Origin of the sequence: Enterobacter sp. 940_PEND (assembly GCF_001059415.1) — a bacterium.
Classification (GTDB): domain Bacteria; phylum Pseudomonadota; class Gammaproteobacteria; order Enterobacterales; family Enterobacteriaceae; genus Enterobacter; species Enterobacter cloacae_M.
Map to the genome: position 1 here is coordinate 107,688 of NZ_JUMS01000058.1, position 18,512 is coordinate 126,199.

The window sequence follows — 18,512 nt, forward strand, 5'->3', positions numbered from 1 at the left end:
CTCCGGGAGAGGGCTCCAGCGCGCATAAAACCCTATACACATCTTTTACATCTCTGGCGCATCCTCCGCGCCCGCCTTGTGCTATGATTCGCAACTTTGGAGCCTCTGCTTACGGCAGAATCGCATTTCTACCGCTGTCCACTTTCAGCGGAATAACAACATCTTGTGGTGACAGATGAACAGTGGTTATCTGCATTTTCCGGAATTTGATCCGGTCATTTTCTCAGTAGGACCTGTTTCGCTTCACTGGTACGGTCTGATGTACCTGGTGGGCTTCATTTTTGCCATGTGGCTCGCTGGCCGTCGCGCCAGTCGTCCGGGCAGCGGCTGGACGAAAAACGAAGTTGAAAACCTGCTCTATGCGGGCTTCCTCGGCGTGTTCCTCGGTGGCCGTATTGGGTATGTGCTGTTCTATAACTTCCCGGTATTCCTGAATGACCCTCTCTATCTGTTCCGCGTCTGGGATGGCGGCATGTCCTTCCACGGCGGCCTGATTGGGGTGATCCTGGTGATGGTGATTTTTGCCAAACGCACCAAACGCAACTTCTTCCAGGTTTCAGATTTTATCGCACCGCTGATCCCGTTTGGTCTCGGCGCTGGCCGTCTGGGTAACTTTATCAACGGTGAGCTGTGGGGCCGCGTCGACCCGAGCGTGCCGTACACGATGCTCTTCCCGGGCTCCCGCGCAGAGGATATCGCGCTGCTGCCATCACACCCGGAGTGGCAGTCCATTTTTGATACCTACGGCGTTCTGCCGCGCCATATGTCTCAGCTGTACGAGCTGGCGCTGGAAGGCGTGGTGCTGTTTATCATCCTCAACCTGTTTATCCGCAAACCGCGTCCGATGGGCGCTGTCTCCGGCCTGTTCCTGATTGGCTACGGCGCATTCCGTATTATCGTCGAGTTCTTCCGTCAGCCTGACGCACAGTTTACCGGCGAATGGGTACAGTACATCAGCATGGGGCAGATCCTCTCCATTCCGATGATTGTCGCGGGTGCCATTATGATGATTTGGGCGTATCGTCGTCGTCCACAGCAACAAATTTCCTGAGGAACCATGAAACAGTATCTTGAATTGATGAAAAAAGTGCTCGACGAGGGCACGCCGAAAAACGACCGCACCGGCACCGGTACGCTCTCCATTTTTGGCCACCAGATGCGCTTCAATCTGCAAGAAGGCTTCCCACTGGTGACGACAAAGCGCTGCCACCTGCGCTCGATCATTCATGAACTGCTCTGGTTCCTGCAAGGCGATACCAACGTTGCGTATCTGCACGAAAATAACGTCTCAATCTGGGACGAGTGGGCAGATGAAAATGGCAACCTGGGCCCGGTTTACGGCAAGCAGTGGCGCGCCTGGCCGACGCCTGATGGTCGCCATATTGACCAGATCACCACCGTGATGAACCAGCTGAAAAACGATCCGGACTCGCGCCGAATCATCGTTTCCGCCTGGAACGTCGGCGAGCTGGATAAAATGGCGCTTGCACCGTGCCATGCGTTCTTCCAGTTCTATGTGGCGGATGGAAAGCTTTCTTGTCAGCTCTACCAGCGCTCCTGTGACGTGTTCCTCGGCCTGCCGTTTAACATTGCCAGCTATGCGTTGTTGGTCCACATGATGGCGCAGCAGTGCGATCTGGAAGTGGGTGATTTTGTCTGGACCGGTGGGGACACCCATCTTTACAGCAACCATATGGAACAGACGCATCTCCAGCTGACTCGCGAACCGCGTGCTCTGCCGAAGCTGATTATCAAGCGCAAACCGGCATCAATCTTCGACTACCGCTTTGATGATTTCGAGATTGAGGGCTATGACCCGCATCCGGGCATCAAAGCGCCTGTCGCTATCTGATGCGATAAAGCGTGACACAACCGGTGCTCTTTAGCGCCGGTTTTTTTTCGCCTTTATCCCGTTTCCCGAAGCGCTATCCAGAAAGCGTGCAACGCGCTGCAACACTCTCAATTCCTCGGATAACGCCTCGTAAAACGAAGAACCGTCGCTCGTCATGTTCACGGCGCTTCGCCACACTCCCGGTATGAAAAAAGAGAACGGTTTTACGCTTATCGAAACGCTGGTCGCGATTTCGCTTGTCGTTATCCTCAGCGCCTCAGGGCTGTACGGCTGGGACAGCTGGCAGCGGCAGCAGCGGCTGTGGCAAACCGCCAGTCAGGTGCGAGATTACCTGCTGTTTCTGCGCAACCATGCCAACCGCTACAACCGCGACCATCAAATTACCCGTCTGCGGGTGGCAGGCATGGATTGTCTGGTGAGCTCTGCCGTGCAAGGCTGTGAGAAGGGCAGTCCCTTTGTGCTGATACCACTCTGGCCTGAGGTCGCGATCGGCGAGGTAACGCCGTCGCTCGCGTTCTATGGATTAAAGGATACGGCATGGGCAGGGCGGATACGCGTTCAAAGCCGTGCGGGAGAATGGCTGATTATTGTCTCAAATGGAGGACGCATCAGGATGTGTAAGGTCTCTGCAGGAGGTTCATGTCGATGAAGCAGCGTGGTTTCTCACTGACTGAAGTTCTGATTGCCACGGCGATTAGCAGCCTCCTGCTGATAAGCGCATCGCGTTTTTTACCCGGCTTGCAGCGGGCGGTCTTAGCGCAATCTGGCCAGAGACAACTGGAGGAAGAGGTCTGGCACCACCTGTTTGCCCTGGGCAAACAGCTCCAGCGTGCGGGGTACTGTGCGGGAAACTGTCAGGGACAGGCGCTGGTGACCGCCAGGCAAGGAAGTTGCGTCATTGTGCGGTGGGATGCCAACAGTAACGGCAGTTGGGATAACAGCTCATCAGAAAATGACAGCAACGGTTTTCGACTGGAGTCTGGTGCGCTTGAAACCCAGCGTGGAGCGACCTCATGTGAAGGAAAAGGATGGGAAAAGCTCACGGACCCGGACAGGCTAACGATCGCGCATTTTGTGGTGAGGACAGTGGAACATGCCGGTTTTGCGCCAGAGGTGAATATCGAACTGGCGGCGATTCGTAAAGGCGAGCAGGGGGAACCCTGGCAGGCGTTGTATACGGTCACGGGGTACAACCTGTGAATCGTCAACGCGGAATGTCTTCGCTGGCGATGGTTCTGCTTTTACTGGTGCTCGGTACCCTGATCCTCACCGGTCTCAATCAGCAGCTCACAACCTTTAGCGCGCTCGTTGGCGGTGAGAAAAGTTCGATTCAGCAGCAGGCGACGGTGCAGTCCGCGCTTGAATGGGGACGGGTTCAGAGCTGGTCGTCAGAGACACAGGTTCAGTGCAAGGAGACACCGGCGTGGCGAGTGTGTTTGCGCCAGCTGAGTGGGGCACGTGTGCTGCTGATTGCCGGAGACAGCGGCCTGCTGCTTTGGCGCTCAGGAGAGATTGTCGACGGGAACGTTCGCTTTTCGCCTCACGGCTGGAGTGATTTTTGTCCCCTTAAGGAGAGCGCGTTATGCCAGCTGCCGTAAACAGAGAAAAAGGGTTTAGCATGGTTGAGGTACTGCTGGCGATGATGCTGCTGGTGATCGTCGTGACGGCTTTGTCCGGTTATCACCGGGCGCTGGCGGCGCGGTTTACCCTGTTTAATCAGTATCGCCAGCTCTGGCACCATGCCTGGAATCAGTCTCAGCTCTCAACAAACGTTCTCCCGGCAGGCTGGCAGGCCAGTCGGGGGCAGACAACGCACGCAGGATGTGTCAGCATCACGGTCACACTTATTTCTCCTCTGGGGCGGCGCGGTGAGATAACGCGTCTGCATTGCCCGGTTAGCCAGTAGTCGGGAGCGTCTATGTTAAGGGTCTACCACTCAAATCGTCTGGATGTGCTGGAAGCGCTGATGGAATTTATCGTTGAGCGCGAGCGGCTTGACGATCCTTTTGAGCCTGAAATGGTGCTGGTGCAGAGCACCGGTATGGCACAGTGGCTGCAAATGTCGCTTTCCCGTAAATTTGGCATAGCCGCAAATATTGATTTCCCGCTGCCCGCGAGTTTTATCTGGGAGATGTTTGTGCGCGTGTTGCCGGACATCCCGGAGCAGAGCGCCTTCAACAAACAAGGCATGAGCTGGAAGCTCATGGCGCTGCTGCCGGAAATGCTGCAGCACGATGAATTCGCCATGCTGCGCCACTACCTCAATGACGATACCGATAAGCGCAAGCTGTTCCAGCTGGCGTCGCGTACCGCCGATCTCTACGACCAATACCTTGTTTACCGTTCTGACTGGTTAATTCGTTGGGAAGCGGGCGAGTTGGTTGAAGGGCTACCGGAGGCGCAAATATGGCAGGCACCGCTGTGGAAAGCACTGGTAGAGCATACGGAGAAACTTGGGCAGCCTAAGTGGCATCGTGCCAACCTGTACGAGCGGTTTATCTCAATACTCGAGAATGCCCCGGAGCGCCCGGCCCGACTGCCGTCACGCGTTTTTATCTGCGGGATATCCGCCTTACCGCCTGTTTATCTGAAGGCGTTGAACGCGCTGGGTAAACATATTGATATCCATATTTTGTTCACCAACCCTTGCCGACAGTATTGGGGGGATATCCTCGACGAACGTTGGCTTGCGCGGCTGGTAACTCGCCAACGAAAGCGCCTTTTTGAAGAACGTTCCGTCCCGCTGTTTAAAGACGGCTCGACTGCCGGGCAACTTTTTGATGAAGACGGTATCCAGAACCTGCCCAATCCACTGCTTGCCTCGTGGGGGAAGCTGGGGCGTGACTACATTCACATGCTTTCAGACATCACTTCATCAGGCGAAGGCGACGTGGATGCCTTTGTCGATATTGCCCCTGATAGCCTGCTGCATCATATTCAGCTGGATATCCTCGATCTGGAAAACCGTGCCGTGATGGGCGTGACGGCGAACGAATTCGAACGTAGCGACAGCAAGCGCAAGCTGGATGCTGACGATCGCAGCATCACGATCCACGTTTGCCATAGCCCTCAGCGTGAGGTCGAAGTGCTTCACGACCAGCTGCTGGCGATGCTGCAGGACGATCCCGAACTGACGCCACGCGATATCGTGGTGATGGTGGCGGATATCGACAGCTACAGTCCCTTCATTCAGGCCGTTTTTGGCAGTGCGACGGGCGAGCGATATCTGCCTTACGCTATCTCTGACCGTCGTGCCCGCCAGTCGCATCCGGCACTGCAGGCCTTTATCACTCTGCTTTCACTGCCGGATAGCCGCTTTATCTCCGAAGATGTCCTGGCGTTACTGGATGTTCCCGTGCTGGCTGCACGCTTTAACATCACTGAAGAGGGGCTGCGCTACCTTCGTCAGTGGGTGAACGAATCTGGCGTACGCTGGGGGATCGATGACGATAACGTTCAGGAGTTCGAACTTCCTCCTACCGGGCAGCACACGTGGCGTTTTGGCCTGACGCGTATGCTGCTGGGCTACGCCATGGAGAGCAGCCAGGGCGAGTGGAATGAGGTGCTGCCTTACGATGAGTCCAGCGGGTTAATTGCTGAACTGGTGGGGCATTTAGCGTCACTCCTGATGCAGCTTAACCGCTGGCGACACGAGCTGATGCAGCCGCGTCCGCTTGAAGCGTGGCTTCCGGTTTGCAGGGCATTGCTTAATGATTTCTTCCTGCCAGACAGTGACACCGAAGCGGCAATGGCACTGATTGAAACGCAGTGGCAGGCGATCATCGACGAAGGCGTGAACTCCCACTATCAGGAGGCCATCCCGCTGTCGCTGTTAAGGGATGAGCTGACGCAGCGGCTCGATCAGGAGCGAATCAGCCAGCGTTTCCTGGCAGGTCCCATCAATATCTGCACCCTGATGCCAATGCGTTCTATCCCGTTTAAAGTGGTCTGTCTGCTTGGCATGAACGACGGCGTTTATCCGCGCGCGCTGGCGCCGCTGGGGTTCGATTTGATGAGCGCAGATCCAAAGCGGGGCGACCGTAGCCGCCGCGATGATGACCGCTACCTCTTCCTTGAGGCGCTCATTTCCGCCCAGAGTAAGCTCTATATCAGCTATATCGGCCGTTCCATTCAGGACAACAGCGAGCGTTTTCCCTCCGTTCTGGTGCAGGAGCTGGTGGACTATATCGGCCAGAGTCACTATCTGCCGGGGGATGAAGAGCGCAACTGCGATGAAAGCGAGAAGAGGGTGAAATCTCATATCACCTGTTTCCACAGCCGCATGCCGTTTGAGCCGGTGAACTACACGCCCAGCGAGCGCCAGAGCTATGCGCAGGAGTGGTTACCGGCAGCGAAAAAGGAGGGGAGTGCGCATACCGATTTCATACAGGAACTTGACCCGCGCCCTGTCGATACCCTGACCTTTGAACAGCTTCAGCGGTTTTGGGCGCATCCGGTGCGCGCCTTCTTCCAGCAGCGATTGCAGGTCAACTTCCGTTCTGAAGAGAGTGAAATTCCTGATGCAGAGCCCTTTACGCTGGAAGGGCTGGAGCGCTACCAGTTAAACCTGCAGCTGTTGAATGCGCTGGTTGAAGAGGAAGATGCTGACAAACTTTATCGCCGCTACCGTGCTGCAGGGCAGCTGCCCTATGGGGCGTTCGGGGAAATTGTCTGGGAGGCGCAGTGTCAGGAGATGACCGCCCTGGCAGAGCGCGTAAGAGCGTGCCGACAGCCAGGGAAAAGCATTGAAATCGATCTCAACTGCAATGGTGTACAGCTCACGGGCTGGTTAACCCAGGTTCAGCCGGACGGGCTGCTGCGCTGGCGGCCCTCTATGCTTAGCGTTTCACAGGGTTTGCAACTCTGGCTGGAACATCTTGTCTACAGTGCGGATGGTCATAAAGGTGAAAGTCGGATTTTCGTGCGCAAAGAGGGCGAATGGCGCTTCCCGCCGATGGAGTCTGAGCAGGCGTTACGGTATCTGTCTTTGTACATTGAGGGCTACCGTCAGGGAATGAACAAACCGCTCCTGGTACTGCCGGAAAGTGGCGGCGCCTGGATAAAAGCCTGTTATGACGTACAGAATGATGCGATGTTAACGGATGAGGCGTCACTGCAGAAAGCGCGCAGTAAATTTATGCAGGCCTACGAAGGTAACATGATGGTGCGGGGCGAAGGTGAAGATGTCTGGTATCAGCGCTTATGGCGAACGCTTGAGCCAGAGTACTTTGAGGCCATCACGGAAGAGGCGCAGCGCTACCTGCTGCCGTTGTTTAAATTTAATCAGTCCTGAGCGCTGTATAAAAATTGCGCAGCATGGGGTGTTCATTTATGATGCACTTCTTATCACGGACTGATGTACCCCATAAAGAGATGTTGGCGTGTCCAGCACGCAATGTGTTAATGATGTAGCCGTGATAAAGAGGTAGCACCTTGTTTAAAGCGTTTGTTTTGTTTTTCGCCCTCTGGGTACCTGTCACTCAGGCAGACTCCGGTTGGCAACCCGTTCAGGAAACTATTCGTAAAAGCGAAAAAGATACTCGTCAATATCAGGCTATTCGTCTTGATAACGGCATGACCGTGCTGCTGGTTTCCGATCCGCAGGCGGTGAAGTCCCTCTCGGCATTAGTGGTGCCGGTTGGATCGCTGGAAGATCCTGACGCGCATCCTGGGCTTGCACACTATCTGGAACATATGACGCTGATGGGGTCAAAAAAATACCCGCAGCCAGATAGCCTGTCCGAATTTTTGAAAATGCATGGCGGCAGCCACAATGCCAGTACGGCACCGTACCGCACGGCCTTTTATCTTGAAGTCGAAAATGATGCGCTGGAAGGCGCGGTCGACCGCCTTGCTGATTCAATCGCAGCCCCCCTGCTGGATAAAAAATATGCCGACCGTGAACGCAATGCCGTCAATGCTGAGTTGACCCTTGCCCGCACGCGAGATGGTATGCGCATGGCCCAGGTCAGCGCCGAAACCATCAACCCTGCGCACCCGGGTTCGCGCTTCTCCGGCGGTAACCTGGAGACGTTAAGCGACAAACCGAATAGCCCGGTGCTTGATGCCCTGCACGCGTTTCGCGATAAATACTACTCCGCCAACCTGATGAAAGCGGTCATCTACAGCAATAAACCGTTGCCAGAACTGGCAGGCATGGCGGCTAAAACGTTTGGTCGGGTGCCGAATAAAAATATCGACCTGCCGCAGATAGACGTACCGGTGGTCACGGACGCGCAAAAGGGCATTGTGATCCACTACGTGCCTGCGCTGCCGCGCAAAGTGCTGCGCGTGGAATTCCGCATCGATAACAACACCGCAAAGTTTCGCAGTAAAACCGATGAGCTGGTGACCTACCTGATAGGTAACCGTAGTCCGGGTACGCTTTCTGACTGGCTGCAAAAACAGGGGCTCGTGGAAGGTATTCGCGCCGACTCCGATCCGGTTGTGAACGGCAATAGCGGCGTGCTGGCGATCTCCGCCACCCTGACCGACAAGGGCCTGGCAAACCGTGACGAAGTGGTGGCTGCGATCTTCAGCTACCTCTCTTTACTGCGTGAGAAAGGCGTCGATAAGCGCTACTTTGATGAGCTCGCGCACGTGCTGGATCTCGATTTCCGCTATCCGTCCATTACGCGCGACATGGACTACGTTGAGTGGCTGGCGGATACCATGATCCGCGTGCCGGTGGAGCACACCCTCGATGCGGTCAATATTGCCGACCGCTATGATGCCGATGCGGTAAAAGCCCGCCTGGCGATGATGACGCCGGAGAATGCCCGCATCTGGTACATCAGCCCGAACGAACCGCATAACAAGACGGCGTATTTTGTCGATGCTCCTTATCAGGTGGACAAAATCAGCGCACAGACCTTCGGCGACTGGCAGAAGAAGTCCGGGGAGATTGCGTTGAAGCTGCCGGAGCTGAACCCCTATATTCCGGATGACTTCTCGCTGACCAAAACGACTCAAGATTATCCGCACCCGGCGCTGATCGTTGATGAGCCTACGCTACGCGTGGTGTATACCCCTAGCCGCTATTTCGCAAGCGAGCCAAAGGCCGATGTCAGCGTGGTGCTGCGTAACCCGAAAGCGATGAACAGCGCTAAAAATCAGGTGATGTTCGCGCTCAATGACTATCTCGCCGGGATTGCGCTCGATCAGCTCAGCAACCAGGCGGCCGTGGGCGGGATCAGCTTCTCCACCAACGCCAACAACGGTTTGATGCTCAATGCAAACGGCTATACCCAGCGTTTGCCTCAGCTGTTCCAGGCACTGCTGGAGGGTTATTTCAGCTATACGCCGACGGAAGAGCAGCTTGAGCAGGCCAAATCGTGGTATGCGCAGATGATGGATTCTGCGGAGAAGGGCAAAGCTTACGATCTGGCGCTTATGCCGGCGCAAATGCTGTCGCAAGTTCCTTATTTCCAGCGAGAGGACCGCCGCGCGCTGTTGCCTTCGATCACCTTAAAAGACGTGCTGGCTTACCGTGACGCGCTGAAAACCAACACGCGCCCGGAGTTCCTGATCGTCGGCAACATGAGTGAGGACCAGGCCAAAACCCTGGCAGAGAATGTACGCGCTCAGCTCGGTTCGAAAGGCGACGAGTGGTGCCGAAACCAGGACGTGCTGGTTGAGAAAAAACAGAATGTGATTTTTGAAAAGGCGGGTAACAGCACGGACTCCGCGCTGGCCGCGGTATTTGTGCCAACGGGCTATGATGAATTCGCCAGCTCAGCGCAGAGTGCCGTGCTGGGGCAAATTATTCAGCCGTGGTTCTACAACCAGTTACGCACTGAGGAGCAGCTTGGCTACGCGGTGTTTGCCTTCTCCATGAACGTAGGCCGACAGTGGGGGCTGGGTTTCCTGCTGCAAAGCAGCGATAAACAGCCGGCGTATCTCTGGAAGCGTTACCAGGCCTTCTTCCCGCAGGTGGAAGCGAAACTCCGCGCCATGAAGCCGGAAGAGTTTGCGCAGATCCAGCAGGCCGTCATCGCACAGGTGATGCAGCCGCCGCAGACGCTGGGTGAAGAAGCCTCGCAGCTGAGCAAAGATTTCGATCGCGGTAATCTGAAATTTGATTCGCGTGATAAAGTAGTGGCCGAGATAAAACAGCTGACGCCGCAGAAGGTTGCCGACTTCTTCCATCAGGCGGTCATTAAGCCGCAGGGAATCACTATCCTGTCTCAGGTTTCCGGTAGCCAGAACGGGAAAACGGAGTACGTGAACCCGAAAGGCTGGAAAGTCTGGAAGAGCGTCAGCGCGCTGCAGCAATCTATGCCCTGGAGTAAGAAAGAATGACCGATACCGCTGAGTCCCTTGATCCCTTACGTTTACCTCTGCAGGGTGAACGATTGATTGAAGCCTCAGCGGGAACGGGAAAAACCTTCACTATTGCCGCCCTGTACCTGCGTCTGCTGCTGGGGCTTGGCGGCAACGCCGCTTTTCCACGCCCTTTGAGCGTGGAAGAGCTGCTGGTAGTCACCTTCACCGAGGCTGCCACCGCTGAGCTGCGGGGCCGTATTCGCAGCAATATCCACGAGCTGCGCATCGCCTGTCTGCGTCAGAGCACGGATAACCCTCTCTACGCGAGCCTTCTGGAAGAGATTGCCGATAAGCAACAGGCCGCCCAGTGGCTGCTGCTCGCTGAACGGCAAATGGACGAAGCGTCCGTCTTTACCATTCACGGTTTTTGCCAGCGCATGCTGAGCCTGAATGCGTTCGAGTCCGGCATGCTGTTCGAACAGCAGCTCATTGAAGATGAATCCGTTCTTCGCTATCAGGCGTGCGCGGATTTCTGGCGTCGCCACTGTTATCCTTTAGAGCGCGATATCGCCGAAGCGGTACATGCGCTGTGGAAGGGCCCGGAGGCGCTGCTGCGCGCTATCGATCGTTACCTGCAGGGCGAAGCGCCGGTCATCAAATCCCCGCCGCCAGCGGATGAAACCCTGGCCTCACGGCATGAAAAAATCATCGCGCAAATTGCCGACATCAAGCAAAAATGGATTGAGTCCGTTGGCGAGATTGACGCAATCATCGAAAATTCCGGGATTGACCGACGCAAGTTTAACCGTGGCAACCAGGGAAAATGGATCGACAAGATCAGTGCCTGGGCGCAGGAGGAGACGCGAGGCTACCAGCTCCCGGACGCGCTAGAGAAATTTTCCCGGCGTTTCCTGGTTGAGCGGACCAAAGCCGACGGCATTGTGCCTGAGCATCCTCTGTTTGTGGCAATTGAAACCCTGCTGGCTGAGCCCTTAACGCTCAACGATCTGATGATCACTCGCGCCATGACGGAAATTCGCGAAGCCGTCGCGCGTGAAAAACGCCGCCGGGGTGAGCTGGGGTTTGACGACATGCTGAGCCGCCTCGATGCGGCGCTGTGCAGTGAAAATGGCGAAGCGCTTGCCGCCGCGATCCGGACCCGCTTCCCGGTGGCGATGATTGACGAATTTCAGGATACCGACCCTCAACAATACCGCATTTTCCGCCGTATCTGGCGCCAGCAGCCCGGTACCGCGCTGTTGTTAATCGGCGATCCGAAACAGGCCATCTACGCCTTCCGCGGTGCGGATATTTTCACTTACATGAAAGCCCGTAGCGAAGTTGACGCGCACTACACTCTCGATACTAACTGGCGCTCCTCTCCCGGCATGGTGGAAAGCGTCAATGCGCTCTTCAGCCGCATGGATACGGCGTTTATGTTCCGGGAGATCCCGTTTCAGCCGGTAAAATTCGCCGAGAAAAATGCCTCGTTGCGCTTCGAGTTCAACGGCGAGACGCAGCCTGCCATGAACTTCTGGCTGCTGGACGGGGAAGGCTGCGGCGTTGCCGACTATCAAAATGCCATGGCCCAGCACTGTGCCGCACAAATCCGCGACTGGCTCAGTGCGGGCGCGCATGGTAAAGCGCTGCTGTGGAAGGGGGATAAACCAAACCCGGTAAAGGCATCCGATATCACGGTGCTGGTTCGCAGCCGTCAGGAAGCCGCGCTCATCCGCGACGCCCTGACGTTACTAAATATCCCCTCCGTCTACCTCTCAAACCGCGACAGCGTCTTTGAAACGCTGGAAGCGCAGGAGATGCTATGGCTGCTGCAGGCCGTGCTGGCTCCGGAGCGGGAAAGCACGCTGCGTAGCGCACTGGCGAGTGCGATGCTCGGGCTGAACGCGCGGGATATCGATGCGCTCAACAATGACGAAGCCGCGTGGGATGCCGTGGTAGAAGAGTTTGTTCGCTACCGCGAAAAATGGCAGAAGCGTGGAGTCATGGCGATGGTGCGCGAGCTCATGGCACAGCGCCACATTGCCGAGAATATGCTGGCGACAGCGGGCGGCGAGCGCCGTTTGACCGATATTTTACATATCAGCGAACTGCTGCAGGAAGCCGGTACGCAGCTGGAGAGCGAACACGCCCTCGTGCGCTGGCTGGCGCAGCAGATTGCCGATCCGAACAGTAATTCGTCCAGCCAGCAGATGCGCCTTGAGAGTGATAAACATCTGGTGCAGATTGTCACCATTCACAAGTCGAAAGGCCTGGAATATCCGCTGGTCTGGCTGCCGTTTATCGCCAATTATCGCGTGCAGGATCAGGCCTTTTACCACGATCGCGAATCTTTTGAGGCGGTGCTCGATCTCAGCAACGCGGAGTCCAGCGTTGAGCTGGCTGAAGCCGAGCGTCTGGCGGAAGACCTGCGCCTGCTTTACGTGGCGCTGACCCGTTCGGTCTGGCACTGCAGCCTGGGCGTTGCGCCTCTGTTCCGTCGCCGTGGCGAAAAGACCGGGGAGAGCGATTTTCATCTGAGCGCGCTGGGGCGGCTTATTCAGCATGGTGAACCCAAAGACGCGGCGGGCCTGCGCCAGTGCATCGAATCTCTTTGCACAGAGCATGTTGCCCTGCATATTCCGTCGCAGCCCGACAACAGCCGCTGGCAGATGCCGGAGCTGCGTGACTCACAGCTCCATGCCCGTCAGGTGGTACGTACTATTGCCGACGACTGGCGGGTCACCAGCTATTCCGGTTTGCAGCAGCACGGGCAGAGTATTGCGCAGGATCTGATGCCAAAACTGGACGTGGATGCCGCAGGAGCCGGTAGCGTACCTGTTGAGCCAGTGCTCACGCCGCACCAGTTCCCGCGCGGCGCCTCGCCGGGCACGTTTTTGCACAGCCTGTTTGAAGAGCTGGATTTTACCCAGCCGGTATCGGAAGAGTGGGTGCTGAAGATGTTACAGAGTGGCGGCTACGACGCACAGTGGCAGCCGGTTCTCACCGACTGGATCCGCGCGGTACTGCACGCGCCGCTCACGACGCAGGGGATCTCGCTGAACCAGTTGACCGCCAAAGATAAGCAGGTGGAGATGGAGTTTTATCTCCCCATCGCCAGCCCGCTCAGGGCCGAAGCGCTTGATGCGCTGATCCGCGAGTACGATCCGTTATCCGCCGGATGTCCGCCGCTGAACTTCCGCCAGGTGCAGGGGATGCTCAAAGGCTTTATCGACCTGGTTTTCCGCCACGAAGGGCGCTACTACCTGCTGGATTACAAATCAAACTGGCTGGGTGAAAGCAGCGAAGCCTACACCCAGGACGCGATGGCCTCGGCAATGCAAATGCATCGCTACGATCTGCAGTACCAGCTTTACACCCTTGCGCTGCACCGTTACCTGCGCCATCGCATGGCCGATTACCGCTACGAAGCGCATTTTGGCGGCGTAATTTACCTGTTCCTGCGCGGAGTGGATGCTAACGACCCGCATTCCGGCGTCTTTAGCACGCGTCCGGCTGCGGAACTGATTGAAAAAATGGATAACCTGTTTGCTGCAGGCACGGAGGAGGTGGCATGACGATGCAGGCGCTACTGCTGGACGCGGTTGAACAACGATTATTGCGTCACCTGGATGTGCAGTTCGCCATGATGGTGGCAGGCGAGGAGCCTGCCGTCATGCTTGCCGCCGCCATTCTGAGTAAAGACGCGGGGGAAGGGCACGTATGTCTGCCGCTGTCGCGTCTGGCGGTGGATGAGAAAATGCCTCCGGCTTTACAGGCGTGTTTCGCGCTGCTGGGGGACGCAGTGGACTGGCAGGAGATATTACTCGGTTCGCCTGCCGTGAGCGGAGCCGATACCGGGACGCCAATGATCCTTGTCGGCGAGCGTTTGTATCTTAACCGGCTGTGGCGTAACGAACTGACGGTAGCGCGCTTCTTCAGCGAGACCAACGCCCCGCTTCCCTGCGATGAAGCGCAGCTCCGGCAAACGCTGGATGCGCTGTTTACCGCTGACGACGCGACAGACTGGCAGAAAGTGGCGGCAGCCGTGGCCTTAACGCGACGGATCTCGGTGATTTCAGGCGGACCGGGCACCGGGAAAACGACCACCGTGGCAAAACTGCTTGCCGCGCTGATTCAGCTCTCGGGTGAGCAAAAGTGCCGTATTCGCCTGGCGGCCCCCACCGGTAAAGCGGCGGCGCGTCTGACGGAGTCGTTAGGCGGTGCGCTGCAAAAGCTGCCGCTAACCGGGGAGCAGCTTGCGCTTTTCCCCAATGAAGCCAGCACGCTGCACCGTTTGCTTGGCGCACAGCCGGGTAGCCAGCGTCTGCGCTATCATGCCGGTAATCCATTGCACCTTGACGTGCTGGTGGTGGATGAAGCGTCGATGATTGACCTGACGATGATGTCGCGTTTGATCGATGCGCTACCGCCGCACGCGCGTGTCATTTTCCTCGGCGATCGCGACCAGCTTGCCTCCGTTGAGGCGGGAGCCGTATTGGGGGATATCTGCACCTATGCCAGCCTGGGATATACCGCTGAACGCGCGCAGGAGTTAGCCCGTCTCACCGGATGTTCGCTCACCTCTGAAAACCATTCGCTGGCAGGGGCGCTGCGCGACAGCCTGTGTCTGCTGCAAAAAAGCTACCGTTTCGGCAGCGACTCCGGCATCGGCCAGCTTGCGGCAGCGGTGAACCGGGGCGACCGGCGCACCACCACTGCGGTGTTTGACGGTACCTTTACGGATATTGAGAAAAAATCGCTGCAAAGCGGGGAAGAGTATCAGGCGATGCTGGACGACGCCCTGCAGGGGTACCAGCACTTTCTGACGGGCGTACAACAGCAAAGTACGCCGGAGCAGGTCATTGCCGCGTTTGGCGAGTATCAGCTGCTCTGTGCGCTGAGGGAAGGCCCCTTTGGCGTCCGGGGTCTCAACGACAGGCTGGAACAGCTGCTGGCGCAAAAACGCAAAATTAACCGTACCCCGCACTCGCGCTGGTATGAAGGGCGACCGGTGATGATCTCCCGCAACGACAGCGCGCTGGGGTTGTTTAATGGGGATATCGGGATTGCGCTCGATTGCGGTCAGGGCCTGCGCGTCTGGTTCCAGATGCCGGACGGGAGCGTGAAGTCTTTCCAGCCGAGCCGTTTGCCCGAGCATGAAACCGCATGGGCAATGACGGTGCATAAATCCCAGGGCTCCGAGTTTAACCATGCGGCGCTGATCCTGCCCACGCAGCTTTCACCCGTCGTTACCCGCGAGCTGATCTATACCGCCATTACGCGCGCGCGTCAGCGCCTGTCGCTCTATACCGATGAACGGGTGCTGGTGCAGGCGATCGCCACCCGAACGGAACGCCGAAGCGGGCTGGGCGCGATATTTGAGTCACTCTGAATAACGCCAGACATCCAGGCCGGGTACGCGCAGCGCTATCCGGCAAGCGTTGTATTATCCCAGGTCAGCCATCAGCACCTTTGAACGACGCTGATAGTTGTACATCTCTTTCTTCGTTTCCGGCAGAGAATCGATATCCACCGGCGTGAATCCGCGCTCCTGGAACCAGTGAATGCTGCGCGTCGTCAGGACGAACAGCTTGCTTAGCCCCATCTGGCGCGCCTGTGCCGCCACGCGTTCAAGCAGCATTTCGCCGCGTGAAGAGCTACGGTAATCAGGATGCACCGCCACGCAGGCCATTTCACCGATCTTCTCTTCCGGGAACGGATAGAGCGCGGCGCAGGCAATGGTCAGGTTATCGCGCTGAATAATGGTGAATTTGTCGATCTCCATCTCCAGCTGTTCGCGTGAGCGACGCACCAGAATACCCTGCTGTTCCAGCGGGCGGATCAGCTCCAGAATGCCGCCGATGTCATTGATGGTGGCGCGGCGGATCTGCTCCGCACTCTCCATCACAATCTGTGTACCAATACCGTCGCGGGAGAATAGCTCCTGCAGCAGGGCCCCGTCTTCCTGATAGCTGATCAGGTGGCTGCGGCGCACGCCGCTGCGGCAGGCCTTCACGGCGCCACGCAGGAAGCGGACGGTGCCGGAGTGGTAATCACCTTCGGCTTCCAGCGCTTCCACGCGGGCCTGGGCTTCATTCGGGAAGAGTTCCGGTACGATTGTTCCTTCAGCGTCCACGACGCCCTGGGAGGAGCAGAACCCAATCATTTTTTCCGCCTTCAGCTTGATCGCCAGCTGCGTGGCGATCTCTTCGGACGTCAGGTTAAAGCTTTCGCCGGTCACGGAAACGGCGACCGGGCCCATCAGCACGATGGCGCCGCTGTCCAGCTGGCGGTGAATAGCTTCCTCATCAATACGACGGATACGGCCGCTGTGGCAGTAATCCACGCCATCGTCCACGCCGAGCGGCTGGGCAATGATAAAGTTGCCGCTCACGACGTTGATATGCGCCCCCTGCAGCGGCGTATTGTTCAGGCTCATGGAGAGACGCGCGGTAATATCCAGCTGCAGCAGACCCGCCGCCTGTTTCACCAGCTCCAGGGTTTTGGCATCGGTGACGCGGGTGTGTTTGTGGTAAATCGGCTCGTGGTGGTGAGCGGCCAGGTTGGCGTCGATCTGCGGACGCGCGCCATAAACCACCACCAGGCGGATCCCGAGGCTGTGCAGCAGGCCAATGTCATTGACGATGCTGGAAAAATTTTCATGCTCAATGGCTTCGCCGCCAAGCATGATGACAAACGTTTTTCCCCGATGGGCGTTGATATAGGGAACAGAATGGCGGAATCCCTGGACCAGTTCGGTTCTACGTTCCTTCACCATGGCACAACCCTTAATGAATGTTTATTCGTAATTTCTGTATTTTTATTCGATTATAGCCACGTGTGCAAGTGCAAATTTTCCGCGACCCACAGAAATTGGTAAGTAATCCGTGCGTTAGCGTATGATTGTTTACCCTTTTATAGATGACAGTTTATGCGTCATTCGTTAAAGTTTTCGGTCAATCTGGACATTTTGTATATCAATCAGTGTTCTTGCTCGGGAGAAGCATGTCGGGATCCAATTCAGCAATAAGCCGCCGCCGTTTGTTAAAAGGGGCCGGGGCAATGTGGTTGCTTAGCGTCAGTCAGGTCGGTCTTGCCGCCACCAGTCAGGTGGTGGCGGTGCGCGTCTGGCCGTCGTCGACCTATACGCGCGTGACGGTCGAATCCAATCGCGTGCTGAAATATAAGCAATTTGCCCTCAGCAACCCGGAACGCGTGGTGGTGGATCTCGAAGGCGTTAACCTCAACTCCGTGCTGAAAGGGATGGCGGCGCAGATCCGCGGTGACGATCCGTTTATTAAATCGGCTCGCGTCGGGCAGTTTGATCCACAAACCGTGCGCATGGTGTTTGAGCTTAAACAGAACGTTAAGCCGCAGCTGTTCGCCCTGGCGCCCGTCGCGACGTTTAAAGAGCGCCTGGTGATGGATCTCTACCCGGCCAACGCAACGGATATTCAGGATCCGCTTCTTGCCCTGCTGGAGGATTACAACAAGGGCGACTTGCAGCGTCAGGTTCCACCTGCGCAAAGCGGTCCGCAGCCGGGGAAAGCAGGGCGCGATCGTCCGATTGTGATCATGCTCGATCCCGGACACGGCGGTGAAGACTCCGGCGCGGTGGGGAAATACCGCACGCGTGAAAAAGACGTTGTGCTGCAAATTGCCCGCCGCCTGAAGGCGTTGATTGATAAAGAAGGTAATATGCGCGCCTATATGACGCGCAATGAAGATATCTTTATTCCGCTGAAGGTCCGGGTGGCGAAAGCGCAGAAGCAGCGCGCCGATTTGTTCGTGTCGATCCATGCGGATGCCTTTACCAGCCGCCAGCCAAGCGGCTCGTCGGTGTTCGCGCTCTCAACCAAAGGCGCGACCAGTACCGCAGCAAGATATCTGGCTGACACCCAGAACGCCTCTGACCTGATTGGCGGCGTGAGCAAAAGCGGTGACCGCTACGTCGACCACACTATGTTCGATATGGTGCAGTCGCTGACCATTAACGACAGCCTGAAGTTTGGTAAAGCGGTGCTGGGCAAGCTGGGCAACATCAATAAGCTGCATAAAAACAGCGTTGAACAGGCCGGGTTTGCGGTACTCAAAGCACCGGATATCCCGTCCATTCTGGTCGAAACCGCGTTTATCAGTAACGTCGAAGAGGAGCGTAAGCTCAAGACGGCAAAATTCCAGCAGGAGGTTGCGGAGTCGATTCTGGCGGGGATACGGGCGTATTTCTCTGACGGGGCGACGCTGGCGCGACGCGGATAACGCTTTCAGCCGGGTAAACGCCCGGCAAATTCACAAACGACAGATACAAAAAAACACCCTTGAGGGTGTTTATTGTTTTAGAAGTGTTGGTTGCGGGGGCCGGATTTGAACCGACGACCTTCGGGTTATGAGCCCG

At 56.9% G+C, this 18,512-nt stretch carries 12 protein-coding genes; 11 read left to right on the forward strand and 1 reads right to left on the reverse strand.

From position 1 onward, the window contains the following. Positions 1-175: 175 nt before the first annotated feature. The 10 genes from lgt to recD all read left to right on the forward strand — a co-directional run bounded on the left by lgt (position 176) and on the right by recD (position 15,509). Positions 176-1,051 (forward strand): prolipoprotein diacylglyceryl transferase, encoded by an 876-nt coding sequence (gene lgt, locus ADJ24_RS09490; RefSeq protein WP_023309046.1) that lies wholly within the window; start codon positions 176-178, stop codon positions 1,049-1,051. A gap of 6 nt (positions 1,052-1,057) precedes the next feature. Next, on the forward strand, positions 1,058-1,852 hold the full coding sequence (gene thyA / locus ADJ24_RS09495; RefSeq protein WP_014885081.1) for a thymidylate synthase: 795 nt from the start codon (positions 1,058-1,060) through the stop codon (positions 1,850-1,852). Between the two features lie 184 nt (positions 1,853-2,036). Beyond that, positions 2,037-2,501: a prepilin peptidase-dependent protein gene (locus ADJ24_RS09500; RefSeq protein ID WP_032668262.1), complete on the forward strand. Its 465-nt coding sequence runs from the start codon at positions 2,037-2,039 to the stop codon at positions 2,499-2,501. Beyond that, positions 2,492-3,052: a prepilin peptidase-dependent protein gene (locus ADJ24_RS09505; RefSeq protein ID WP_032667921.1), complete on the forward strand. Its 561-nt coding sequence runs from the start codon at positions 2,492-2,494 to the stop codon at positions 3,050-3,052. Before ADJ24_RS09500 ends, ADJ24_RS09505 begins: the two co-directional genes overlap by 10 nt. Next, positions 3,049-3,450, forward strand: coding sequence for a DUF2509 family protein (locus ADJ24_RS09510; protein WP_032667920.1), 402 nt, complete (start codon positions 3,049-3,051; stop codon positions 3,448-3,450). Before ADJ24_RS09505 ends, ADJ24_RS09510 begins: the two co-directional genes overlap by 4 nt. Next, on the forward strand, positions 3,435-3,758 hold the full coding sequence (locus ADJ24_RS09515) for a prepilin-type N-terminal cleavage/methylation domain-containing protein (protein ID WP_023309042.1): 324 nt from the start codon (positions 3,435-3,437) through the stop codon (positions 3,756-3,758). Before ADJ24_RS09510 ends, ADJ24_RS09515 begins: the two co-directional genes overlap by 16 nt. 12 nt (positions 3,759-3,770) lie before the next feature. After that, the gene (gene recC / locus ADJ24_RS09520; RefSeq protein ID WP_023309041.1) at positions 3,771-7,145 is read left to right on the forward strand and encodes an exodeoxyribonuclease V subunit gamma; all 3,375 of its coding nucleotides are present in this window, start codon (positions 3,771-3,773) and stop codon (positions 7,143-7,145) included. Between the two features lie 140 nt (positions 7,146-7,285). Further along, on the forward strand, positions 7,286-10,153 hold the full coding sequence (ptrA, locus tag ADJ24_RS09525; protein ID WP_023309040.1) for a pitrilysin: 2,868 nt from the start codon (positions 7,286-7,288) through the stop codon (positions 10,151-10,153). Continuing rightward, entirely contained in the window at positions 10,150-13,692 is a 3,543-nt protein-coding gene (gene recB / locus ADJ24_RS09530; RefSeq protein ID WP_023309039.1) for an exodeoxyribonuclease V subunit beta, read from the forward strand. Before ptrA ends, recB begins: the two co-directional genes overlap by 4 nt. After that, positions 13,689-15,509, forward strand: coding sequence for an exodeoxyribonuclease V subunit alpha (gene recD / locus ADJ24_RS09535; RefSeq protein ID WP_023309038.1), 1,821 nt, complete (start codon positions 13,689-13,691; stop codon positions 15,507-15,509). The genes recB and recD overlap by 4 nt, the downstream gene beginning before the upstream one ends. Positions 15,510-15,563: 54 nt before the next feature. On the opposite strand, the gene argA is transcribed toward recD, so the two are convergent. Next, a complete protein-coding gene (gene argA, locus ADJ24_RS09540; RefSeq protein WP_023309037.1) occupies positions 15,564-16,895 on the reverse strand; it encodes an amino-acid N-acetyltransferase in 1,332 nt (443 codons plus the stop codon). A gap of 227 nt (positions 16,896-17,122) precedes the next feature. Here argA and amiC point away from each other — a divergent pair, with 227 nt between their 5' ends. Then, positions 17,123-18,376 (forward strand): N-acetylmuramoyl-L-alanine amidase AmiC, encoded by a 1,254-nt coding sequence (gene amiC, locus ADJ24_RS09545; RefSeq protein ID WP_023309036.1) that lies wholly within the window; start codon positions 17,123-17,125, stop codon positions 18,374-18,376. The last annotated feature ends 136 nt before the right edge of the window (positions 18,377-18,512 follow it).